The sequence below is a fragment of the Amycolatopsis sp. CA-161197 genome, from assembly GCF_050942255.1.
In the GTDB taxonomy this organism is placed as follows: Bacteria; Actinomycetota; Actinomycetes; order Mycobacteriales; family Pseudonocardiaceae; genus Amycolatopsis.
Genome location: NZ_CP192059.1, coordinates 4,729,735 through 4,753,134 on the forward strand (window position 1 = coordinate 4,729,735; position 23,400 = coordinate 4,753,134).

General features: G+C 67.5%; 14 protein-coding genes and 1 pseudogene. 7 read left to right on the forward strand and 8 right to left on the reverse strand.

All coding sequences use genetic code 11. The features are described 5' to 3' along the window. Positions 1–177 precede the first annotated feature (177 nt). Together ACQPXB_RS22515 and ACQPXB_RS22520 are read right to left on the reverse strand one after the other, a co-directional pair. The gene (locus ACQPXB_RS22515; RefSeq protein ID WP_432855506.1) at positions 178–1,074 is read right to left on the reverse strand and encodes an alpha/beta fold hydrolase; all 897 of its coding nucleotides are present in this window, start codon (positions 1,072–1,074) and stop codon (positions 178–180) included. A 325-nt stretch (positions 1,075–1,399) separates the two neighbouring features. Next, complete coding sequence (locus tag ACQPXB_RS22520) at positions 1,400–2,302, reverse strand: LysR family transcriptional regulator (protein ID WP_432855509.1); 903 nt, start codon at positions 2,300–2,302, stop codon at positions 1,400–1,402. A gap of 167 nt (positions 2,303–2,469) precedes the next feature. On the opposite strand from ACQPXB_RS22520, the gene ACQPXB_RS22525 reads away from it, so the two are divergent. From ACQPXB_RS22525 to ACQPXB_RS22540, 4 genes are all read left to right on the forward strand, one after another. Beyond that, the gene (locus ACQPXB_RS22525) at positions 2,470–3,963 is read left to right on the forward strand and encodes an MFS transporter (protein WP_432855511.1); all 1,494 of its coding nucleotides are present in this window, start codon (positions 2,470–2,472) and stop codon (positions 3,961–3,963) included. A gap of 494 nt (positions 3,964–4,457) precedes the next feature. Beyond that, positions 4,458–5,195, forward strand: a complete 738-nt coding sequence (locus tag ACQPXB_RS22530; protein ID WP_432855514.1) for an RHS repeat-associated core domain-containing protein — start codon at positions 4,458–4,460, stop codon at positions 5,193–5,195. Positions 5,196–5,255: 60 nt separating this feature from the next. Further along, the gene (locus tag ACQPXB_RS22535) at positions 5,256–5,972 is read left to right on the forward strand and encodes a hypothetical protein (protein ID WP_432855517.1); all 717 of its coding nucleotides are present in this window, start codon (positions 5,256–5,258) and stop codon (positions 5,970–5,972) included. 3 nt (positions 5,973–5,975) lie between these two features. Further along, entirely contained in the window at positions 5,976–6,455 is a 480-nt protein-coding gene (locus ACQPXB_RS22540) for a hypothetical protein (protein ID WP_432857341.1), read from the forward strand. A gap of 18 nt (positions 6,456–6,473) precedes the next feature. Here ACQPXB_RS22540 and ACQPXB_RS22545 read toward each other — a convergent pair. From ACQPXB_RS22545 to ACQPXB_RS22565, 5 genes and pseudogenes are all read right to left on the reverse strand, one after another. Next, positions 6,474–6,854: pseudogene (locus ACQPXB_RS22545) on the reverse strand (transposase); the annotation flags it as partial. Positions 6,855–7,106: 252 nt separating this feature from the next. Continuing rightward, complete coding sequence (locus tag ACQPXB_RS22550; protein WP_432855520.1) at positions 7,107–8,504, reverse strand: M1 family metallopeptidase; 1,398 nt, start codon at positions 8,502–8,504, stop codon at positions 7,107–7,109. A 706-nt stretch (positions 8,505–9,210) separates the two neighbouring features. Continuing rightward, on the reverse strand, positions 9,211–9,423 hold the full coding sequence (locus tag ACQPXB_RS22555) for a hypothetical protein (RefSeq protein WP_432855523.1): 213 nt from the start codon (positions 9,421–9,423) through the stop codon (positions 9,211–9,213). Between the two features lie 189 nt (positions 9,424–9,612). After that, positions 9,613–12,414, reverse strand: a complete 2,802-nt coding sequence (locus tag ACQPXB_RS22560; protein ID WP_432855526.1) for a bifunctional YncE family protein/alkaline phosphatase family protein — start codon at positions 12,412–12,414, stop codon at positions 9,613–9,615. 749 nt (positions 12,415–13,163) lie between these two features. Continuing rightward, positions 13,164–15,890, reverse strand: a complete 2,727-nt coding sequence (locus ACQPXB_RS22565; RefSeq protein WP_432855529.1) for an alkaline phosphatase family protein — start codon at positions 15,888–15,890, stop codon at positions 13,164–13,166. 390 nt (positions 15,891–16,280) lie between these two features. Between ACQPXB_RS22565 and ACQPXB_RS22570 the strand changes: the two genes are divergently transcribed. Further along, entirely contained in the window at positions 16,281–16,778 is a 498-nt protein-coding gene (locus ACQPXB_RS22570) for a hypothetical protein (RefSeq protein WP_432855532.1), read from the forward strand. Positions 16,779–16,963: 185 nt separating this feature from the next. On the opposite strand, the gene ACQPXB_RS22575 is transcribed toward ACQPXB_RS22570, so the two are convergent. Then, positions 16,964–18,247: an ATP-binding protein gene (locus tag ACQPXB_RS22575; RefSeq protein ID WP_432855535.1), complete on the reverse strand. Its 1,284-nt coding sequence runs from the start codon at positions 18,245–18,247 to the stop codon at positions 16,964–16,966. A 754-nt stretch (positions 18,248–19,001) separates the two neighbouring features. On the opposite strand from ACQPXB_RS22575, the gene ACQPXB_RS22580 reads away from it, so the two are divergent. Continuing rightward, positions 19,002–22,325, forward strand: a complete 3,324-nt coding sequence (locus tag ACQPXB_RS22580; protein WP_432855538.1) for a DUF4132 domain-containing protein — start codon at positions 19,002–19,004, stop codon at positions 22,323–22,325. After that, positions 22,322–23,392 (forward strand): AAA family ATPase, encoded by a 1,071-nt coding sequence (locus ACQPXB_RS22585; RefSeq protein ID WP_432855541.1) that lies wholly within the window; start codon positions 22,322–22,324, stop codon positions 23,390–23,392. Before ACQPXB_RS22580 ends, ACQPXB_RS22585 begins: the two co-directional genes overlap by 4 nt. The last annotated feature ends 8 nt before the right edge of the window (positions 23,393–23,400 follow it).

Here is a 23,400-nt window from a genome sequence, read left to right on the forward strand (position 1 = left end):
TCGACGCCTTCCTTGACCGCGCCGGAGCCGGCACGGCGGCGCTGGTGTTGTCCGGAGACGCCGGCGTGGACAAGACAGCGCCGCTTCGTACGGCAGTGGCGGACGCGCACGAGCGCGGGTTTCGGGTGCTGTCGGCGGCCGGTGCGGAGTTCGAGGGGGCATGGCTGAACCCGCGGCTCAGCCGGCGGCGAAGAAGTCAAGGTACGCCTGGGCCAGGGCGGCGGGGTTCTCCCACGCGATGTTGTGACCGGACGCGGGGATGACGACGCCGCGGACGTCGCGGGCCACTTGCGTGAGCTGTTTGGCTACTGCGTCTCCGAGATAGGCCTCGGCGCCGACGGCCAGGACCGGGCAGCTGAGTGGGTCGGTGTAGTGCGGGCGGTTCTGTTCGGCGTCGGCCTGGCGGGCGCGGTACATCTCCAAGATGGCGCTGGTGCCCCCTGGCTGTTCGGCCGAGTGCACTATTTCGTCGATGTCCTCCTCGGCCAGCGCGCTGGGGTCCCACATCTGGCGTCGGGCGTACCAGGTCCAGAACGGGCGTTCCCGCCCGGCCAGCAGTAGCTCGGGCACGTGCGGCAGGCTGAAGAAGCTGAAGTGCCAGCCGGTGCGGACGTCGTCGGCGGCGAGCGAGGGGTCGGGTCCGCCACCCGGCATTCCCGGGCCGACCGGCAATCCCGGCAGGAGCGTTTCCTGGAACACCAGCTGCCGCACCCGCGGCCGGTGGAAGGCCGCGACGGCGTAGGCGATGGCCGCGCCCCAGTCCTCTCCCGCGATGCGGAACTGGTCGAAGCCCAAGTGGGTGGCCAGTTCGGTGATGTCGGCGGCCATCGTGGCGGTGTCGTAGCCGGACAGCGGGCGTTGGGAGCCGCCGGCGCCTCGGTTGTCGACCGCGATGACGGTGTAGTGCGGGGTCAGCAGCGGCACGAGGTGGCGCCAGTACGACATGGTCTTCGGCACGCCGTGTACCAAGAACACCGGCTCGCCGGCGCCACCGATGGCGTAGTGGATCTCCACGCCGTTGACCTTGGGCTTGCCGTGTGTGAGCCGGACTCCGGCGTGGTCGGTGAGGTTCATCTCGGCGAATTCCTTTTCTCTTCGGCCGTGTAGGCGCCGACTGGGTGGTGGATCTTCCAGAGCGGCTGCGGCGGCCGTTGGGTCGGCGTTCACGGTCGGCATGGAAGTTTCGCTTCATATAACCGCGTCTCCGTGGCCGCCGATGTCGCCTGCGGCGCACCTGTCACAGATGGACTGCATCTGACGATCAGATGCAGTCCATCTGTGACAGGTGCAGTCCATCTGTGACAGATGGACTGCATCTGACGATCAGATGGTCGCGCCATGAGCGCACCGGCAACCGCCCCTTCCGAGGTGGCGGGCTGGGTTGGACTACCGGTGCCGGTTAGCTGCCCGCGGTGTGGATACGCAGCAGCTGATCGGCGAACCGCTGTGCTGCCGGACTGGTCTCGCCCACCGAGGGCAGAATCAGGTAGATGTGCCTTTCCGGGTGCATGTCCTCGACCGCGATGAGCCGCAGAACGCTGTCTGGCGCGGTCAGCACCGGGTACCGCAGGCCGGCTGGAGCGAAGCCGATACCGACGCCTGCGCTGACCAGCTCGAGGAACAGTTCCCAGTCGCCGACCTCACAGACGATCCGGCGCGGTATTCCTTCGCCGGCGAACGCGGCGTCACTCAACAGGCGACCTGTCCACCCTGCGGGTACTTCGACGAACCGTTCGTTGGCGAGTTGTCTGATGGTGACCTCGGCCTGCTCTGCCAGGCGGTGATCAGCACGGCAGACGAGGTGCAGCGGTTCTCGCGCCAGGCGAGTCATCCGGAGGCCCGGGACCTGGTTGACCGCGGGTCCGATCACGCAATCCAGTTCTCCCGCCTCGACCATCGAGATCATCGTCAACGCGGGCGCGTACTGCAGGCGCAGGTCGATGCCGGGATGTTCGCGGGTGAACTCGCCGAGATAGGAGATGAACGGCACCAGATGCTGAGTGGAGTGCGAGATGCCGAGGCGCAGTGTGCCGATGAGCACGTCACGGGTGTGGTGTACGGCCTGTTCTGCCTGCGCAGCGCTGGTCAGGGTCCGGCGAGCCGGGCCCACCAAAGCCTCGCCGGCCGCAGTGAGTCGGACGGGTCGGGTTCCGCGGACGTAGAGCGGCGTACCGAGTTCTCGTTCGAGAGCCTGGAGGGAATTCGACAGGCCCGATTGCACGATGAGCTCGCGCTTGGCAGCGCGAGTGATACTGCGTTCCTCGACCAACGCCAGGAAATGACGTAGCTGTCTCAGTTCCATCGAACGCCGCCTCCAGGCCTGAATTGCAGCATATCTGGACACTGTCATCTGTCAGGCAGATGCAGTGTATCTGTGCGCGCTGCCGCGGGATCGGCATCGAAGTTACGACGGGCGTGGTTGACGCCGACGAACCGGTACGGAACACAGCCACGACAGGAGATTCGCCAATGGCAGACCACTCGATGAATGGCGCCGCGCCTCTACCCGCTGAGCGCGAATCGCGGCGGGCCATGCTTGTCATCTGGCTGATCTGCGCCGCCCAGTTCGTGCTGCAGCTGGACTTCAGCATTGTGAACGTGGCGTTGCCGTCGATCCAGCGGGAGCTGGGCATGCCCGCGGCGGAGTTGCAATGGATCGTCACCGGGTACGCGTTGGCGTTCGGGTCGCTGCTGCTGGCAGGCGGTCGCCTGGCGGACCTGCTCGGCCGGCGGCAGGTGCTGGCCCTCGGCCTGGCGCTGTTCGGGATCGCGTCGCTGGCCTGCGGACTCGCGCAGTGGCCGATCATGCTGATCATCGGCAGGATCGTGCAGGGCGCGGCCGGGGCGATGGTCTCCCCGGCTGCGCTGTCGCTGCTGACGACGACCAACGCAGAAGGGGCTGCGCGCAACCGGGCGTTGGCGATCTGGCAGGCCACCACCGCCGCGGGCGCGACCGCCGCGGTAGTGGTCGGCGGGCTGCTCACCCAGTACTTCGGCTGGCGGGCGGTGTTCCTGATCAACCCGCCGATCATCGCCATCATGCTCGCGCTGGTCCCGCGACTGCCGGCCGGGAAACGGTCCGGCGGCGGCAGCGTCGATGTGCGCGGGGCGCTGCTGGTGACCACCGGCATCGCGGCGCTGATCTTCGGACTCAGCAGTGGGCAACAGCACGGCTTCACTGCGCCCGTCACCATCACGGCTCTCGTCCTGGCTGTGCTGCTGAGCACGGGCTTCGTGTTCGCCGAAAAGCGGGCGGCGGCCCCGATGCTGCCCTTGTCGATCCTGGCGGAGCCGGCCCGGCGGGCCGCGATCGCGGCGATGCTGCTGATCGGTGCCATCCTGGCCGGCTACGTGTACTTCGCGTCGCTGTACATGCAGAAGGTGCTGGGGTTCAGCCCAGTGGCGACCGGCCTGGCGCTGGGCCCGTCGACCGCGACGGTGGTGCTTGTCTCCACGCTCGGTACCCGCCGGCTGCTGGCCCGGTTCAGCATCAAGGCCGTCCTGCTCGCCGGACTGGCCTGCATCGGCGCCGGGCAGCTGTGGCTCGCGCAGATCACCCCCGCCGCCAGCTACCCGGCAGCGGTGCTGCCGGGGCTGGTGCTGACCGCGGCTGGGGTCGGGCTGGCGCTGCCGACCGCGTCGATCGCGATCACCAGCGGGGTCCGGGCCAGCGACCAGGGACTGGCCGGGGCGCTGTTCACCACCAGCCAGCAGACCGGCGCCGCGATCGGCCTCGCGATCCTCGCCACCGCGGCCGCGGCGGCCACCGACGGCCACAACGGCTCCCTGGTGGACGGCTACCGCCTGTCGTTCCTCATCGCGACCGGCCTCGCAGTCGTCGCCGCGATCATCGTCACGCTCCAGCTCAGCACGAAATCCCACCGCGTTGACCTCGGTCACCAGCAGGCTGGACCCGGCGCATCGCCCTCCGAGCCGCCCGCCTCGCAGCTGGGTAAGAGCTGATAGGTACCTCTCGTGCACTGCGCAACCCTGCGCGCCGCGGAGCCGTGGATCGTCGCCGTCCCCAAGGCCGACCACGACGACCGCTGTGCGCTCGGGCTCCACGCCGAGTTGGTCCCCGCAGTGGATCGCCCGACCCTGCGCGTTCTCGCCACTATCGTAGCCAAGATGCCGTACGGGCTCAGGGTAAGGGTGTCATCAGGAGAGATTGGTGTTGTGGATCGCCTGTTGATTCATGACCTCCCCTTGAGGGAAGCCGAGTGGCCCAGTGTGGGTGCTGAGATCCTGGTGGTATGTGGCGGATATACGAGCGGTGGGCAACTTCGTCTAAGTGCTCGCGAGTCGGATAGCGACATCGCGAAGACAAAGGTGAAAGGATGCCCAGGCGAAGCATGACTGAGTACCGCAGCGGATTGGTTCTCTGTACCACTAGGCCCCGCCGGCATTGTGTCCGGCGGGGCCCAGCGCCTATCTGACGGCCGCTCAATGACCTGGAGTTGTTCCGCGCGACCGGCACCTCCAGCGCGGTCGGGACCCGGTTCTACACGTCCAACGGCGCACCCGTCGCCGAGCGCAATTTCACGACCGGCCTGTCGTGGTCGATGACCCAGAGCACTACCTACGCCACCGTCAACGCCGACACCCTCGCCGTCACCCAACGCCGCCAGTACCCCTACGGCGTCTCCCGCGGCCCGGCCCCGTCCGCCTGGCCGGACAAGCACGGCTACCTGGGCGGCTATCAGAACGCCAGCGGGCTGACGCACCTCGGGGCGCGTGAATACGACCCCTTGACCGGACGCTTCACCATCGCCGACCCGGTGCTCAACACCGATGACTCGCAGCAGATGAACGGCTACTCCTACGCCAGCGACAACCCCGTGGGAGAGTCCGACGCGACCGGCTTGTGCTCGGGCCCCGACGGCGCCTGCCACCTGCCCGGCGGCAAGCGCCGTCGGCGGCGACGCCTGCCGCAACGGTGGCTGGAGCTGTCCGACGAAAAACTCGAACATCTGCGGCTGCAGGGCGAGCCAACAGCATCCCGCGAACAATGGAACTCCGCCCTCCGGCGGGCACCAGCAGCCAGGGCAGAAGGCTCGCGGCTCATCGGGCGGTGCAGCGCGCGGCGGATCCGACGATGGCGACGACGACGGACGCTTCTGGGGGAAGGTCTGGGGCATAGTCAAGGATGTCGGGGAGGACATCTACGAATACTCCGGCGTCAAGGACGTCGTTGACGACTGCTTCAGCGAGTTTGCGCTCCTCGGGTGCGCCAAGGGCGTTGTCGAAGTCGGCTCGTGGTTCGTGCCCGTCGCCGTCGTCGCCGCCGCCCACGGGCCGAACTCGCCGTCGACGCCGGCGTCCACCTCACCTGGCTGCCGACGGGGTTGAAGCGGAATTCAGAAGCCTCATCGCCGAAGGCGCCGACGAGGTTGCGACCGCTTGTCGTAACAGCTTCGCCGGAGACACCCCCGCCGGCCCGAAGAAGATCACCTCCACCGCACACCACCTGTGGTGCGACGTCGCCACACAACTGGACCGACGCCACCAACCTGAAGCCCCGCGACCTGCTCGACACACCCGGCAACGGCCACGCCACCATCCAAACCCTGCACCGCTACAGCAGCAGCTTCCGCACCTACAACCTCACCATCGACACCACCCACACGTACCATGTACTCGTGGGCACCACGCCGGTGTTGGTCCACAATTCGTCGTGTCCTGTATGCGAAAACCCAGGGCATCACGACCCGGCGGGCGGTCGCCCTAATCCTTACAACCGTGCGAAGGGCGTACTGTCGGGTGACGCGGAGGAGCAATTTGCCAACAGTGTCCAGGTGAGTAAGGTGCGCTGGACCAAAATTGGCTCAGGAAGAAAGGCTGTATACTACCGGTACTCCCAGCACGGTGATGATGTGTGGCACTTCAGTGGCAGTAGCAATGAAGCGACGAAATCTGGAGTGTCAGTGAGGATTCCGCTTGACGATATTCCGGCTACGATCAAGAGAGGCTAGAGGTTGAGGTTTTCGACCGATGATGGCGAGTTCGGCCTCGTTGTCGAACCAGTGGAAAGTTCGGGAATGTCGCGCTTTCAGCTGGTTGTCGAAGGCCAGTTGATCGGCGGCGCTGATCCGAACTTCGCCTACGGTGCCTTTGAGGAGTTGGGGCATCTTCCGCAGTTCTCGGACGAGAGGCTAGGTCGACTTCGCGAGGACACTGCTGCCGTCTTGGAAGTCCTGCGTATCGAGGAGGAATTTCATGATCCCGCGACGGTGTCGCTCACCGAGGCGCAGGATTCATGGTTAGTTCAGCGCTATGTTTACCGGGGCGATGTCGTTGTGATCGCTCGAGCATATAATGGTTCTTCCTTGAGCGGATCTGCACTGTTCTCTATTCTGGAATTTGCCGATTTTGCGTCGATAATTGAATTTTCTCGTAGTTTTTGGGCTCAGAATGACGAACGTTTTCGATCGGAGGCCTGGCGAGTAAAGACTTAGAGCTTGTCTCATGTCGTTTTTCCGGAGTTTCTTGTGGCAGGTGATGGCGGCTCCGAGGATGAGGAAGGCGCGGAAGTGGTGGCTTTGCGTTCGTAGCGCAGGGTGAGACGTCGGTAGCCGGTCAGCCAGGCCATGGTTCATTCGATGACCCAGTGGTGCTTGCCGAGCTTGTCGTGGGATTCGATGCCTTTGCGGGCGATGCGGACCTTGATGCCTCGGTCGCGGACCCATCGTCGGAGGGAGTCGTTGGTGTTCGCCGACGAAACCGCGACCGTCAGCGGCACGCCGCCGCGGTCGGACAGCACGTGGATCTTCGACCGAACTTACCGCGATCCACGGGACTGGGGCCGGTCATGGATCTCTTTTTTCCGCCCGCACGCAGGCTCCGTCAACGATCGCCAGGGGCAATGCCCACGGCCGGCCCGGCCGACCGTGGGCGATCTCGTTTCCGCCCCGCTTGGCGACCAGCCGTATCGGCTTGCGGAACTGACCCGATTCCAGGCCGGTGAACCGGACAACCCACTCCGGCCGCGACGCAGGCATCACCTGCACCACACCGACAGGATCAACTACCGACCCAGCCAGCACGACACCGGGTTACGAGACATCCCTTAGGAGAGCGTGACGCGGTCAGTGCAGTCCATGACGTGGTCAGAGCGCCGGCTTGCCCGCTTGGTAGAGCCAGGCGTGGAAGAACGAGTCGAGGTTGCGGTGGGTCAGTCGCTCGACGAACTGGGTGAATTGCCGCGTCGAGACGTTGCCGTATCGGTGAGCGGTCGGCCACTGGGTAAGCACTTCGAAGAAGGCGCGGTCGCCGATCTTCATGCGCAGCGCCTGCAGTGTCATCGCGCCGCGGTTGTAGACCAGGTCGTCGAAGATGTGATCACGTCCGGGGTCGGCGACTTCGCCGCTCCAGTCCTTCTCGGCGGCGTAGGCCTTCGCGAAGGTCTGTTGCACGGGGACGTTGTTGAATTTCTCCTGGTAAAGCCACTCGGAGTAGGTCGCGAAGCCTTCGTTGAGCCAGATGTCCGACCAGTGCACGGGAGTGAGGCTGTCGCCGAACCACTGGTGGCCGAGTTCGTGGGCGAGCAGGTCGCCGTCGACATCGCTGGTGCTCTGGTCGTAGACCGGCCGGCTCTGCGTCTCGAGGGCGTAGTCGACGCCGACGTCGGCGAGGATGCCGCCGGTCGAGTCGAACGGGTACCGCCCGTACATCGAGGATTCCCATTGGATGACCTGCGCCGTGGTCTGGTTGAACACCTTGCCCTGACCGGGCTTGGTGTCGATCGACTTGCCGATCGCGGTGATGTTCGGCAGGCCGCCGGCCGCCACGCCGCGGGTGACGTCGTAGTTGCCGATCGCGAGCATGCTCAGCTCGCTGGCCATCGGCCGGTTCATGGTCCAGCGGAAGGTGGTCTGGTGATCGTGCGTGGTGGTGGGCCCAGGTTCACCGTTGGCCAGCACCGTGAGTCCGGTGGGGACGGTGATGGTCTGGGTGTAGGTCGCCTTGTCGTCGGTGGTGTCGTTCACCGGGTAGTAGGTCGCCGCACCGATCGGCTGGTTGAGCGCGACCGCGCCGTCCTTGGTGGCGACCCAGCCGGAGACGCCCAGCGCGGGGTCGTCGATCTTCTGCGGGACGCCGGCGTAGCTCACCGAGACGACGAACGAGCTACCCTTCCGTAGACCGTGCGGCGGGGTGATCACCAACTCCTGGGCACCGCTTCTGCTGTAGGTGGTGTTTCGGCCGTCCACCGAGAGTCTGCTGATCTTCAGCGGTCCCTGGAAGTCCAGGTCGAAGCGGGAGAGATCCTGTGTGGCCGTGGCGAGGATCGTCGTGGTCGCGTTGATTGCTTTGGTTTCGGGGTTGAACGCCAGCCGGATGTCGTAGTGACTGACGTCGTAGCCGCCGTTGCCCATGTCGGGGAAATACGGATCCCCGGCGCCTGGAGCACCGGGGGAGTACAGCGGTTCTCGTGCCGGCGCTGCATCCGCTGCCGGGCTCGTCGCGGCCAGCAGACCGGCGGCCAGTGCGCCGGAGATGATCAACAAGTGGCCACGGCTACGGTTGGCGCCTCGCATTGGTTTGGTCCTCCTCGGCAGTGGTCGACGCTGAAGAGTAGGACCGATCCGACACGCGGATCAAGTCTGTTGCGGCGGCTTCGAAGGTTCGGTTCGGGCGGTTCCCGGGTCGGTCGTGCTGCTGAGGTTCCCGGGGCAATCGCTTGAGGACCTTCCGACGGAGGTTGCGCGCAGCATCCGACGGAAGAGCAGGGGGTCTGTCCGACCACCGTTGGTGAAGGGTCACCACCGCGAAACCCCAGCAGTGTGTGGATCGAACGCAACAGCGGCAAGAAGGACTAGTCAGACTTCATCGTCCTTGGCCAGGACGGTGTCCACTGGGTCGTCGAAGGCCAGTCGGACCGGAGGAAGCTTGACGTCCCTCGGCAACAGCGGCTCCAGTCAAGGCTGCGGGCCATTCGTCGTGCGGTACTGAGCCTTCGGTGTTGGTGTCGACCGCGTCCGCGAAGAGGGCGTCGTAGGTATCGGGTTCGATGACGGCGACGGTGGGGATGTTGCCGGTGAGGGTGAGGGCGTCGAGGGTGACGCCGAGGCACCACACGCGGATCGAGCCGTCGGCGAGGGCGCGGTCAAGCGTGACGAACGGCTCGAGCTGGTCGTAGGCGATGGGGTGACCGCTGCCGTCGTGTTCGTCGTGGCCGAGGAGTTCTTCGGCGTATTCGCGCTGGATGTTGCGTCAGAGGGAGAAGCCGGCGGCGATAGCGGTGGGCAGGACACTGGAGGGCTGGAAGATCCCGGCGGTCGGGAGGTGGGTCATGCCGCCTCCGCCGGCGACGCGGCCGCCGTCGCGTTGGTGCAGGACGATGCTGGGGGAGTGGCCGCCGCGGATGGTGAGGGGCGCCAGATCGACGCTATACGCCACGACGACGGACGAGAGACACACCGTCAAGACCTACATCGGAGGACGAAGAAGTGATCAGAGCCGGCTCGAAGGGCACATCGGGGCAGAGGAACTCCTGGCGGTATCCGGCCCTGCCGATCTGGACGCGCGCCTTGATCCAGGCGGAACGCGGACGGCCCGCCGGATGTCCGGCGGGCCGTCGCGTCGTGCTGCTGTCGAGGTGTTGGTGCTGATTCGTCAGTCGGTGTCGGGGCCGGGGAGGTAGGCGCCGGGTACCTGGTTGGGTGGGTAGATCTTCGTGTCGCCCGGGTAGGGCGTCTTCCATTGGTGGGCCTGGTACCAGGTGTAGCGGTTCATCTGCTCGGGGTTCGAGAAGTCCGGGATCGCGCCGTTGCCGGTGGTGTGCTGGCCGGCGAGCCAGGTCTGCCACGCGGCGGCGGTGGCCTGCATGTCCGCCGGTACCGCGACTTTCTGCGCCTCGGCCTTGTTCAGCGCGGCCGCTGCAGCGCCCGTCTGGCCCAAGGTGTCGAGCCCGCAGGACGGGGCGGTGGCGATGCCCTCGGTGAGGGGAACCTGGTTCCGCACCGTGGTGAACGGCGTGTAGTCGGGCTTGTTGGTGAACGCGTCGACCATCGGTGTGGCCGCCGCGAGCTTCTCGTTGAGCGGCTGCGCTCCGAGCATCTGCTCGATGGTGCGGACCATGCTGATCTGCGAGTAGTAAGTACTCACAGTCTTGCCGTGCACCGCGTACGGGCTGATGACCTGGACCGGGGCGCGGTGTCCGTCGACGTGGTCGGCACCGTCCTGGCTGTCGTCGTCGACGACGAAGATGGCCGAGTCCTTCCAGTACTGGCTGTGCGAGATCGTGTCGACAATCTGGCCGATGGCGAGGTCGCCGTCGGCCACGCCCGACTCCGAAGTGGTCGGCCCGCCGGTGTGGTCGCTGGACAGCCACACCATGTTCAAGTTGGCCGGACCGTTCTTCTCGAAGTCCTGCTTCCACAGCTGGGCGCGGTAGACGTCCGGGATCGACAGGTCGAACGGCGGGGACTGCGGGTCGGCGATCGCGTTCAACGACGGGATCGCCGAGCCGTAGGTGCCCTTCAGCGCGGGCGCGGTCAGCTGGCCGGCATTGCCGCCGTTCTGGACGCTCGTGGCCGCGCAGTAGTACTGCTGCCAGCTGCCGGAGGGCCTGCCCTCCATGTACTCGAACTCGCCGTAGTTCCTGGCCGTCTTGCCGGCGGCCTCGACCCCGGTCCACAGGAAACCGGCACGCTGGTGACCGAGGACGTCCTCTTCGGTGTCGTAGCTGCGCTGGTATTCACCGGCCGAGGATTCGGTGTACTCGGGGTTGTCGCCCTCCATGAGCCAGTTGTGGCCCTCGGCGGAGTTCGTCGCGGGGTCGTAGGTGTTGTCGTAGAGGCCGAACTGCGTGGCCAGCGCGTGCTGGTTCGGCGTGGTCTTCGCGCCGAACTGCGTCAGGGTCGGATCACCGTTGCCCTGTTTCATGTCGCCGAGGATCTGGTCGTAGGTGCGGTTCTCGTTGATGATCAGGAAGACGTGCTTGATCGTCGACGGATCGCCGATCCGGGCCGGCACCGGCACGGCCGCCGCTTTGCCGCCGCGGGACTGCTGGACGTCGTTCTTGCCCCAGCCGTTCTGGGCGAACACCGTGTCGGTGTACTTGCCGGCGATGTCCTTGTCGCTCGGCATGGTGAAACGGGTCAGCGACGCGGTGGTGCTGTGCGTGTCGTGGCCGGTCACCGGGACGGTGCCCTGTCCCTTGGACGTCGTGATGCCCGGGCCTCGCGCGTCGATACCGCGCGTGTTGGTGACCACGACCTGGCCGCCGACCGTCGCTACGTCCGACGGGTAGTAGTCCGTCGGCAGCAGGCCGATGTAGCTCACCGGCTGCTTCGGTGCGCCGTCATAGCGGTAGACCGCGACGGCGTTCGCCCGGCCGAGGGTCACCAGCAGGTGCCCGTCGGCGGTCAGCGCCATGCCGGTGGGCTCGTAGCCGACATCGGACGACGGCCACGGCTTGGTGTCGATCGTCTGCACGACCTGGTTCTTGGTGGCGTCGACGACCGAGAGGGTGTCGCTGCTGGTGTTGGCGACGAACAGCGCGTTGTTCTTGACGTACATCGCGGTGGGGTGCAGCCCGACCGTGATCGACCCGACCGCCGCTCCCGGGTTTGCGGTGTTGATGACGCTGACGGTGCCGGTCGTCGAGGCGCCGGTGGATCCGTTGGCGGGCACCTGGGTGCCGTACGAGTCCATCGTCGTGTCGCCGGCCCGGGCCTGGCGGCCACCCTCGTTGCTCACGTAGAGCGTGTGGCCGACGAAGGCGAGTTCGCGGGGCGCGATGCCGACGTTCCAGGTCCGCTCGACCGCGCCGGTGGCGGGGTTGAGCGCCGCGACTGTGTTCTGCCCGTTGAACGCGGCGTACAGGGTCGAGCCGTCAGGCGAGTACTTGAGCTGGCCGACCAGTGCGGAGTTGGCCACCGTGCTGCGGTCGTTACCCGAAAGGTGGGTTCCCGACGTCGGGATCGGGAAACGGGTCGGCGTGCCGAAGGTGCCGTCGGCGTTCACCGGGAACCGGGTGATGGCGTCCTGCTCGGGCAGCCAGAGGAACTTGCCATCCGGCGAGTAGGTCGGCCCCTCTTGCCCGACGGTGCCGTCGGCGAGCTTCTGGTTGACCCCGGCCGCGGTGCCCACCGTCCAGATCAGCTTGTAGCTCTTCAGGTCGAAGACCTGCAGAGCCACCGACTTGTCGGTGCTGGTCGCCGCGAGGAACCGCCCGTCGGGGCTGACCGTCGAGCCCATGAACTTGCCGAACTGGGTCATCAACCGGGCGCCGATCGGGTTGATGAGCTGGTCGTCGGCGACCTGCAGCCCGTTGCGGTACTGCGTACCGACCTGGTTGTCGCCCAGTGGCACTGTGGTGGCGGCGGCCACTCCCGTGCCGATCGTGAGAACACCGGCCAGACCGGCCACCACGATGCGGAACCGGTGGCCGTTCCGGCGCGAGAGCCCCAACCGGACTCCCGAGCCTTGCCTGCGTTGTCTCGTAACTTGCATACCTATCCCTTTCTACCGGGGCCGGCAGATCGTCCGGAGCGCCGAAACGGCACATTCCGAACTCCCTCAGAGGGTCGGGCGCACCACCTTCGCGACCGGGATCTCGCGGTCGTCGCGATCGGCTTCGCAGTGCGAACAGCACCCGTCGCGGCGTCGTCTGACCGGTCTCGTCCGGCGGGACCAGATCAGGTACGTGGCATTCCTCGACATCGAGGTTCAGCCTGGCACCGGCGACGACCTCGTCGAAACGATTGTTGCTCTCCGCGCATTACGAGCGGATTTATGCATTCGGACCCTCTAAATGTGATCAGCGGCTTGAAGAAACCTAACTACACTCCATGCAATAGGCAGGGCGTACCAGGTGAACCTTGGGTAACGCACGAATGACATCGAATGAACCAATTTCGCGTGTTCATCGGATTTCCGGTGGAAATGGATCACGCTGCTGCTCGCGTGGCTCGAATGGTAAGAAAAGCGATTGAAATTGCCAAATACTTTGTAAAGTCCTGATCAGGTGATCATAATCAGTCCGGTCGGGCGGTTTCACCAGCTCGGGAGATGCCGGACGGCCCTGATGGGACCGCGATGCGGAAACCGGCTCGTCCGCCTCGCGAGATGCGACGTCAGGCACCCTGCTCGTTGTGCGCAGAGGTGTCGGCCGAGGCCCACCTGCGGGCCCCGGCCGACACCCAGATACGGCAGACTGTTTACTCGTTGTCTCCGTTGAACAGGTAGCGGCCGGGAACCTCGTCAGGCCGCAGGATCTTGTCATCGCCGGGGAACGGCTTGGTCCACCCGGTCGAGGTGTACCAGTCGTACCGGCCCAGCTGCGGCTGGTTCACTCCGTCGACCTGAGCGTGCTCTCCGGTGAGCTTCGGCATCGCCTCGTCCTGGTGCCACTTGGCCCAGGCATCGGCCGTCTGTTGCCGGCCGGCGGGAACGGCCGGGACCGCGCTCGCCTGAGCCGCCAGGGAACCCGACGCCGGAGTCACGGGGATCAGGTTGCTCACGCCTTCGGTGAGCGGGATCTGGTTGGCCACCGTGGCGTAGGGGGTGAAGTCCGGCTTGTCGGTGAACGCGCTGAACATCGGCGTCGCAGCGCGGTCCTCCTGGTTCATCGGCTGCATCCCGAGGATCTGCTCGATCGTCTTCACCGCGTTGACCTGCGTGAAGTACTCGCTGTTGACGACACCGCGCTCGGCGTAGGGGCTGGCGATGAAGAACGGCGCGCGGTGCCCGTCGACGTGGTCGGTGCCGGCCTGGGTGTCGTCCTCGAACACGAACACGGCCGAATCCTTCCAGAACCGGCTGTGCGAGATGTCGGAGATCATCCGGCCGACGGCCAGGTCGTTGTCGGCGACCTGGGCCCGCGGGGTCGCGGGTCCGCCGGTGTGGTCGTTGGGCAGCGACATGGTCGTCAGAGCCGGCAGATCACCGGTCTGCTCGGCCTTCTTGAAGTCCTGCTCCCAGACGTCCACCTTGTACTGGTCGGGGATGGCCAGGTTGAACTGCGGGAAGTTCGGGTTGCTGATGGCGTTGTTCGACGGCACGTCGGAGTAGGACTTGTACGCGTCCATCGCCACCGGGAGGTCGCCGGTGGCTTTGCCCTCGAGGATCTGCGAGTCCGCGTAGTACTGCTGCCACGAGCCGGCCTTGCCGCTGGCGATGGCTTCGTATTCGCCGTAGTTGCGCGCCGACTTGCCGGCGCGTGCGGCGGCGTCCCAGATGAATCCGTCGCGCTGGTAGGCCAGCGCGTCCCGGGCGTTGTAGGGGTAGCTGCGGGCCCAGGCGCTGGCCGCGTCCTGTGCCAGGTAGTCGTTGGGCTCGGCCTGCGTCAGCCAGTTGTGGCCGTCCGCCGACAGCATGCCGTTGTCGTAGAAGTTGTCGAACGTCGTGAAGGTGTTCGCCAGGCTGTGCTCGTTCGGCGTGACAGCGGCACCGAAGCTGGTCCGCGACGGGTCGCCGTTGCCCTTGCCCAGGTCGCCGAGGATCTGGTCGTAGGTCCGGTTCTCCTTGATGATCATGAACACGTGCTTGATCGGCGACGTCTCACCGTGCTGCCGCGGGATCGCGGTCAGCCGGCCGTGGCCGTTGGCGTCCGACTGCTCGTTCCCCGCCTGCGCCGGGTGGTCCCAGGCGTTGTTGCTGAACACCTGCCGGGTCGTGTCGGTGAGCTGACGGCCATCCGGCATGGCGAAGGAGGTCAGGGTGCCCTTGTAGGCGTAGGTCTGCGGAGCGCCATCGGTGCCGATGCCCTGCTGGTTGCTGACGATGACCTTGCCCAGCTTGGCGTCGAACTGAACCTGGTCGGGGTACCAGTCGGTCGGGATCAGGCCCTGGTACTTCACCGGTCTGCGGGGGCCGTTGTATTCGAACTGCGCGATCGCGTTGTCGCGGCCGACGCTCACCAGCATGTGCTTCGCGTCGGTGAACGCGATCGAGTTCGGCGACGCGCCGACCTGGATCCCGGGCAGCGGCTCGACGTTGACGGTCTGCGTCACCTTGTGCGTGGCCGCGTCGATGACCGAGACGGTGTCGCTGTTGGTGTTGGTGACGAACACGGCGCCGTCGTGCTGGGTCAGCGACGTCGGCTGGAGACCGACGTCGACGGTGTCGACGACCGCGTTGGTCCCGAGGTCCACGACCGAGACGGTGCCGGTTGTCGAAGCGCCGGTCACCGGGTCGGACACGATGTTCGTGCCGTCGGACTTGTTGGTCGTGTCGCCGGCGACGGCGGTACGGCCGCCCCGGTTCGAAACGAACGCCTTGTTCCCGACGATCGTGATGGCCTGCGGCGCATTCCCCACCGCCACCTGGGCCGTGAGCGTGTTCGTGGCGGTGGCGACCACGCCGAGCTTGTTGCTGCCGCTCAGCGCGAGGTACAGCTTCGCGCCGTCGGCCGACAGCGTCAGCCCGTACGGCAACGACCCGCCCGGCAGCGCGAGCTTCGCCGGCGCGGTCGGGTTGGTGATCATGCCGTTGGAGCCGACCGCGTACTTCAGGACGCTGGCAGTCGTGGCGGCATACAGTGCGGAGCCGTCGGGCGAGTACACCGGCGCCGCGACACCGGTACCGCCGAACGTCTGCAGCACCGAACCGCTTGCCGCGTCAAGAATGGTGATCGACGGCGTACCGGAGTTGTCGCCCCCTGTCTGCACCGCCACCTTCGAACCGTCCGGGCTGATGGCGCTGCCGATCGATTGCGCGGAGAACGTGGCCGCACGCGCTCCGAACGGGGAGATCCAGTGATTGTCCGACGTCAGGATCCGCCCGGCCGCGTCGTGCCGGCCGAGCATGCTCGTGCCGAACGGGTTGTCCGGGACGTGAGCCACCGCGGCGGACGCGACGCCGCCGACCGTGAGCATGACCACGGCAGAGCCGGCGATCGTCCAGCGCTTGCGCGCCGCAGACCGTCGTCGTTGAACTTGCACCATCGTTCCTTTCACAGAACAAATGTTCGGAGGGGACTCCGGGAACTAAACAACCCCAAGGCGGCGCGGCACCGAACGCATGATTGCTCTGGCGGAGTAAAGGGATGTCCAGCGGGTTACGGCACGCCATCAGAACAAGGTCAGACGGGTACATGTCACATTCAAAGACGGCAAATCAATCAATACGGCCAAATCGACGATGTACGTTAGTCGTGGACGCTGCCCGTGTGAAATCGACCGCCGATCGAGCACAGTGGCCGTCCGCGGCTTTTTCGATCAGCTATCAATTTGCCCATAGCTTACCTGTTTAACTCCCAGATTACCTGTTTTATTCGTCACTTTGCTTTTTCGGGGATTGGTCGCCGGGGGCTTCGGGCTCGCCGGATAGTGATCGTGAAACTGACGTCCTGTAACGTGTTCGGCTCGCCGCCGCCACGGAAGACCACGCTGGCCGGTATGAAGGCGTTCACGGTGTCGCGCGGCGCGATGCTGGCCGCGCTGCTGCTGACGGCCGGCTGCGCCGCGTCGCCGGCCTCGGCTCGGTCACCGACCCCGAAGTCGACCGCAGGGCTGACCTCTCCCGATGTTGCTCAGCAACAGTCCATACGAGGCTGGAAACACCCATCCCGCCCCCGCCCACGCGATCGAAGACTTCGCCGACCACACCAGCCGACCGCGTGCCTGTTGGCCGCCGGCGTCGCGTTCGGCGGCGATCCGTTCCGCAACGTCCTACCCGACCTGGCGAATCGCCGCCAGCCCGAGCTGGATCGCCACCCCGCCCCCGGAGTCCTCGTCGGGTTCGAGGGTGGCGCGCGGCAGCGAGAGGTCGAGGTCGGGGTTGTGGGTGCGTACGCCGTGACGGCGGGCGTCGGTTACCAGGGAATGGGGTGAGTAGAAGCCCATGGGCTCGCAGGAGGCCGGCGCAGAACGCGGCGGGGTAGTAGCGCTTGAACCACGTGGAGGCGTAGACCAGCAGCGCGAAGCCCATGGAGTCCTTACAAATGATCTTGTGTCCGATCAAGTGCGCGGAGAACGCACCGGGCCCCGTGTGGGCACTGTCTGTGGGATCGCGACGATCACATACGCACGTACTGCTCGATGTCTTCTCGGAACTCGGTGATGGCCGGGTCGGTGAGTGTGGGGCGAGTGTCGGCGATGGCGGCGAGGTAGTCCTCGGTGTTGGCGGGGGCATCGTGGCCGTGGACGACTTCGCGTTCGAACGCGGCCTGAGCACCCTTGCGGGCGGCGAACTCGATGTCGGCGGGCGTGAACATCTCGCTCGCCGCCACCAGCCGGCGCAGCTCGACGCTCTCGGCCGTGGGACCCAGGTAGCGCCGCCAGATCGCTGCCCGCGCCGCCGGGTCCGGGGGGCCGACCGGAATGACGTAGTCGAACCGGCCCGGGCGCAAGAACGCCGGATCGAGAGAGCGGACGGAGTTGGTGGCGCAGATCAGCAAGCGGTTGTCGTGGTCGCGGAAGCCGGGGATCAGTTTGAGCAGCTCATTGGTGACTCCGTGGCCAGGATCAACGGCCAGCCCGGACCGGACGCCGGCGATCTCCTCGACTTCGTCGATGAACAGCACAACGCTCTCGAGCCCCGCCAGATCGGCGAACACGTCCCGCAGTGAATTGGCCAGACCCCCTGCTCCCACCGACGCGAGCCTGGAAGGGAACAGCTCCACGAACGGCCACTCCAGCCGGGAGGCAACGGCCTTGGCGAAACTCGTCTTGCCGGTGCCTGGCGGACCGAAGAGAATGACTGCCTTCGGTGGCGTGACGCCATGCCGGTCTGCCACGGTGGGCTCGGCCAGCGGCAGCACTATCCGCCGCTCGATGGTTTCCTTCTCCTGCTCCATCCCGGCGAGATCGGTCCACAGGCCTCGCGGGAGAACCCGCCCGCCGAGCTCCGCGAGCAGCCCGGCGTCGCTGGCACCGAGATGCTCGACCTTCTCGTGAAACACCAACCCGGTGCGAGCGAGATAGCCGGAGTTTTCCAGGGCCGCGGCTCCCGTCGCGCCGGGAGGCAGCAGCGCGCTGATCCGGCGTATCCCCTGCGCCCGCAGTCGCCGCTCGAGCTCGCCGACCAGGGAGCTGCCGATCCCGCGGTTGCGCCACAACCGGGCGAGCGCCACCCCCACGATCCACGCCCGCTCTCCCCGAGCCTGCGCGACTGCCATACCCACCACGTCATCGCCGACTGCCGCGACCACGACGAGCTCGCCGGTCCGGGTCGCGTCGATGACCTCCGAAATCGGAAACACCGGAGGCGAATCGTCCGCCTGCCGGTCCTGATCCCAAAGTTGGATGACGCGGTCCAGATCGTCGTCGTGGAAGTCCCGCAATCGCCACGTCGGCACCATCCCCACCTTACCGGCAACTCGCCGTCGCGCCCACGCCTTCGGGACGCAGCTGATCGCCGTACGCCCGCACGAGCCACGGTGCACTCGCCGGACCGTGGCTGACCTGCGCGACGACCCCGAGGAGCTGATCGCCCCTTCCGATGTCGCTACACCGCGGATCCGCGCGCCATCGTCCGCGCGAACAACCGCCTGTGCCATTCCTCGGCTTTCGCGCCACTGCGCTCGAGCGCCGCGATCATGGGTCAGTTCACGGCGTCCACGTACGTATAGACCGTGGCCAGACAGCGCCGGCGACCCGCTCGGTAACTCGCGTGGACAAGCTGCCCACCGACAGGGCGAGCCTGCGGAGATGCCGTGAACGCCACACCGGGCACAGGCATGTCTAGGTCAGTCGACTCACGCGATCCGGCTTACGGTCAGCGCGACGACGCCAGGGGAGCGGTATGGCTTCAAGCTCAAGTAGCGGCGGTGAGTGAGGATTGTTGAATGTCTTTCTCATGAACGAATTCATTGCCAGCGGATTGCCGCGGCCGGAATCCTCGACAAAGTGGTTCTTCGCAGTCGAGGGAGCAGCGCGGTGGCCGCCGAGCCTGTCCATGGCGCTCGTCGCCACGGCGCCCGGAGGCACCGCATGCTCGGCGGCGATGTCACCGGCAGACACTGAGTTCGGCCGTGCACCAGCCGACGCGACCGAAACTGTCGGGGCCTCCCCGTAGTCTGCGGTCGATCACTCGGACGACTGGGGGACACACAGGTGAGCGACAGCAGGCAGCCCGAACCCGGATCGGGCGCCGACGAGACGAGCTTCCGGCCGGAGCCGGCCTGGGAGCAGTACGTGCACGTCCGGCGGGGTGGCTGGTTCTGCAAGGAGGTCGAGCTCGACCAGGGTGCGGCCGGCTACTGGCAGACCGTGCTCGAGCAGCTCGATCCGCGCGCCGAGGAGGCGCTCGGGATGCCAGAGAGCGACGCGGCGGTCGTCGCGGGTGTCCGTCGAGCGCGGGCGGGGGAGGCCGACGAGCTGGGTGCCGGTGCGCTGGCGATCCTGCGCGTGGACGGCCTGAGCTGGAACAGCGACGAGCGGCACGGGACCTGGCGCTTGGCTGACGCCTGGGTTCTGCGCCACGGTCTTGCCTTCGCCGTCCGGGCGGCAACCGCGGCCGCCCGGATCGACGACCACCGCCACTACGGGCCGGCGGCGGTGCGGCTGCACACCGGTTCCCGGACGTCCCTGCACGTGACGATGCACCCGCTGTTCCGGCGGCTGCGATCGATCCTCGCCGCGGCGGCCGAGGCCGACTACGAGGCCGCGACGCTCGCGCTCGCGGCGAACCGTACGCAGTTGGCGGCCCGGGTCGTCGCGTCCTATCTGGTCCCGACGCGCACCGACTGGACGGACGAGTTGATCGCCGAGATCGAGGGTGTCGACCCCTACCAGTTCGACTGGGAAGGGGTTCTGCTGTCCCTGAGCACCCCGGAGCAGGTCGCCGCTGTACACGGCGATCCCGTGAACTGGAAGTTCGCCGACGAAAGTGTCCGTTGCACGGTCACCGACGCGCTGGGGCCGGCCATCGCCCCGTCGCTGGCCCGCGCGATCGACGGCGATCCGAACGGCGGCGACTCGCGCAAGGAGATGCTGCGCTTCCTCGCCGGCCTGCCCACCGACCCGGCGTTCGGGCTGCTCGTGGCTCGGCTGGGCCAGAAGCACGTGGCGCCGGTCGTCGCCGAGGCGATGGCGCGCTTCCCGGCGCGAGCCGTTCGAATGCTGGCCGAAGCCGCCACCGGACGGACGAAAACCGCCGACGCCGCCGGGTTCCTGCTGCGCGGTCATGTGCGCACCCACCCGGACATCGTCGCCGAAGCGCTTCCGCGGCTGCCGGACGAGCAGCGCGCGGCGGTGGAGAAGGCGATGTCCGACGCCGACCGGTTGCCGGAGGCTCCGCTCGCGGCTTTGCCGCGGGTCTTGGCGACTCCGCCGTGGACGAAGAAGCGCGCGGCCGGCAAACCCACTGTCCTCAGCGGACTCGAGGCGCACGCCGAGCCGAAACTCCTGTGGGAGCCGGGTGAAGAAGCCAGGTGGGCGGGCGACCTCCGGCCCGGCGGAAGAACGGACTGGTCGAAGGAGATCGCCGCGTACGAGGCCGGAAGGCGCCACATGTGGTCCGAGTGGCGGCTGTTCGTCAACGGCCCGACGGCGTGGGTGGCCGAGAACCTGCCCCACTGGCGGCCCACGGACGTCTGGAGTGCCGAGAGCTGGGGTCGGCTGCTGCTGGGCCGGCACGGCCTGCTCGCCTACCGGCCGATCGTCGCGGTGGCGACCGCCCACCCCGGCCACGGCGAACTGCTCCTGCCTCTGTCGAGTCCGGAGATCGCCGAGCTGGTGGCGGATTGGTTCGTCCGGCTGAAGTCGGCCCGCTCGGTCGCTTCGGCCTGGCTGGGGCGGCACCCGGACGACGCAGCGAGGTACCTCGTCCCGCCCGCGCTGGGGCCGGCCGGGGCACGGCGGCGCGCTGCGGAGGCGGCGCTGCGCCAGCTGGCTCGGCAAGGAAACGGCGAGGTCGTCGCGCAGGCTGCAGCGGGCCATGGCCCCGAGGCCGCCGAGGCGATCGGCCGGTTGCTGGCCACCGATCCGCTCGAGGTTCTCCCCGCCCGGATCCCGGTGCCCGGCGCCTGGGCGAACCCCGTCACGCTGCCGCAGATCCGGCTGCGCGAGGACGGTCACGCACTGCCGGACGCCGCGGCAGGGCACGTGATCACGATGCTCGCGCTGTGCCGGCCCGATGAGACCTACGCCGGCGTGCCGTACGTCCGGGAAACCTGCGATCCGAGGTCGCTCGCGGAGTTCGCGTGGGCGTTGTTCCGGGGGTGGGAGGGCGCCGGGTTCCCGGCCAAGGACGGCTGGGTGCTGACCGCGCTGGCGCTGCTGGGCGACGACGCCGTGGTGCGCGAGCTGAGCCCGCTGATCCGCGCGTGTCCTGGCGAGGGCGGGCACGCGCGGGCGACCGCGGCGCTCGACGTGCTCGCCGGCATCGGCACCGACCTCGCGCTGACGCACTTGAACTCCATCGCGCAGAAGGTGAAGTTCAAGGCGCTCAAGGTGAAGGCGCAAGAGAAGATCACTGCCGTCGCTGACGCGCTCGGCCTGTCAGCCGACCAGCTGGCCGACCGCCTGGTCCCGACGCTGGGGCTCGACGAAGCGGCCACGGCGGTGATCGACTACGGCCCGCGCCGGTTCGTCGTCGGGTTCGACGAGCAGCTCAAACCGTATGTCACCGACCAGGACGGCAAGCCCCGCAAGGCGTTGCCGAAGCCGGGCGCGAAGGACGACGCCGAGCTGGCCGAGGCCGAGTACAAGCGGTTCGCCGCTTTGAAGAAGGACGTGCGCACCGTGGCCGCCGACCAGATCGCGCGGCTGGAGGCGGCGATGGTGCTGAGCCGGCGCTGGCCCGTCGCCGAGTTCGAGCAACTGCTCGCCGGCCACCCGCTGCTCTGGCACATCGTGCGGCGGCTGGTCTGGCGCACCACGGCGGGCGAGACGTTCCGTTGCGCGGAGGACCGCACGTACGCCAACGCCGAGGACGACGTCTACGTGCTGCCCCCGGGTGCCGAGGTGGGCATCGCGCACCCGTTGGAGCTGGGAGCGGAGCTGGCGACGTGGTCGGAGGTGTTCGCCGACTACGAGATCCTGCAGCCCTTCGCGCAGCTCGGCCGCCCGGTGGCCGAGCTGGACGACGCCGAGCGGGCCGCGACCACTCTCAAGCGCTTCGAGGGCTTGAAGGTGCCGGTCGGCAAAGTTCTGGGCCTGACGAAACGCGGCTGGGTGCGCGGCGAGCCGCAGGACGCCGGGGTGGAGTGCTGGATCCTGCGTCCGACCCCCGGCGGCGCCGCGGTGGTGGTCGACCTTTCCCCGGGCATCGCGGCCGGTGACGTGAGCTGGGAGCCGGAGCAGGAGCTCGGCAAGATCTGGCTGGACGAGGCACGCGGCAGTCATTGGCGGTCCGGTGAGGGCCGGCGGTTCGGCGAGCTCGACCCGGTGACGGCCTCCGAACTCCTCGGCGAGCTGAACGGGCTGACCCGGTGACCGCGAACCCGCAGCGGCCGCCGGCCGAAGCCCGCTACGCCGACGAGCTGGCTCGGCTGCGCGAGCAGGACACCGCGCCGCGTCCTCCGGGCTGGGCGCTCAGCCTGGCGGCGGCGCGCCGGTTCATCGTCGGCGACGAAGCCCGGGGTATCGGGCGCAAGTTCGTCGGCGACCCGTCGCTGATCGACCGTGCGCTGGTCACGTTGGCCACCAGTCGCGGGCTGATGCTCGTCGGTGAGCCGGGCACCGCGAAGTCCCTGCTGTCGGAGCTGATCGCGGCGGCCGTCAGCGGGGATTCGACGCTGACCATCCAAGGCGGCGCGGCCACCACCGAGGACCAGATCAAGTATTCGTGGAACTACGCGCTCCTGGTCGCCGAAGGGCCGTCGACGCGTTCGCTGGTGCCGGCGCCGATGCTGCGCGGGATGCGCGAGGGCGCCCTCGTGCGGTTCGAGGAGATCACGCGCTGCCCGCTGGAGGTGCAGGACTGCCTGCTGTCATTGCTGTCCGAGCGGGTGCTGGCGATCCCGGAGCTGCCCGGGGAAGCGGGCATGGTGTTCGCCGCCGAAGGATTCAACGTCATCGCCACGGCCAACACCCGGGACCGCGGCGTCAACGAGATGAGCGCGGCCCTCAAGCGCCGGTTCACCTTCGAGACCGTCTTCCCGATCGCGGACTTCGGCACCGAGCTGGATCTGGTCGAGCAGGAGGCGACCGCGCTGCTGGCCCGGTCCGGGGTCGAGGCCCCGCCACGCCGGGATGTGCTGGAGGTCCTGGTTACCACCTTCCGCGAGCTGCGTGGCGGATCGGCCGGCGACCGGGTGTCGGCGGTGATGAGCACGGCCGAAGCGGTGTCGGTCGCGCACGCGGTCGGTGTGCGGGGTTGGTACTTGCGCGGCGAAGCGGATACTCCGGCCGACGTCGTGGCTTGCCTGGCCGGCACGGCGGCGAAGGACAACGCGGACGACCTGGCGCGGCTGCGCCGCTACCTCGAACAGCACGCGGCCCGCCGCGGCGCCGAGACCTGGCAGGAGCTGCACCACGCGCGGCACCTGCTGCCGGGCTGAAGGAGAGC

Coding starts and splice junctions, on each gene's coding strand:
- ACQPXB_RS22565 (WP_432855529.1), bottom strand. CDS start 15,890: ATGGTGCAAGTTCAACGACGACGGTCTGCGGCGCGCAAGCGCTGGACG.
- ACQPXB_RS22575 (WP_432855535.1), bottom strand. CDS start 18,247: ATGGTGCCGACGTGGCGATTGCGGGACTTCCACGACGACGATCTGGAC.
- ACQPXB_RS22520 (WP_432855509.1), bottom strand. CDS start 2,302: ATGGAACTGAGACAGCTACGTCATTTCCTGGCGTTGGTCGAGGAACGC.
- ACQPXB_RS22525 (WP_432855511.1), top strand. CDS start 2,470: ATGGCAGACCACTCGATGAATGGCGCCGCGCCTCTACCCGCTGAGCGC.
- ACQPXB_RS22515 (WP_432855506.1), bottom strand. CDS start 1,074: ATGAACCTCACCGACCACGCCGGAGTCCGGCTCACACACGGCAAGCCC.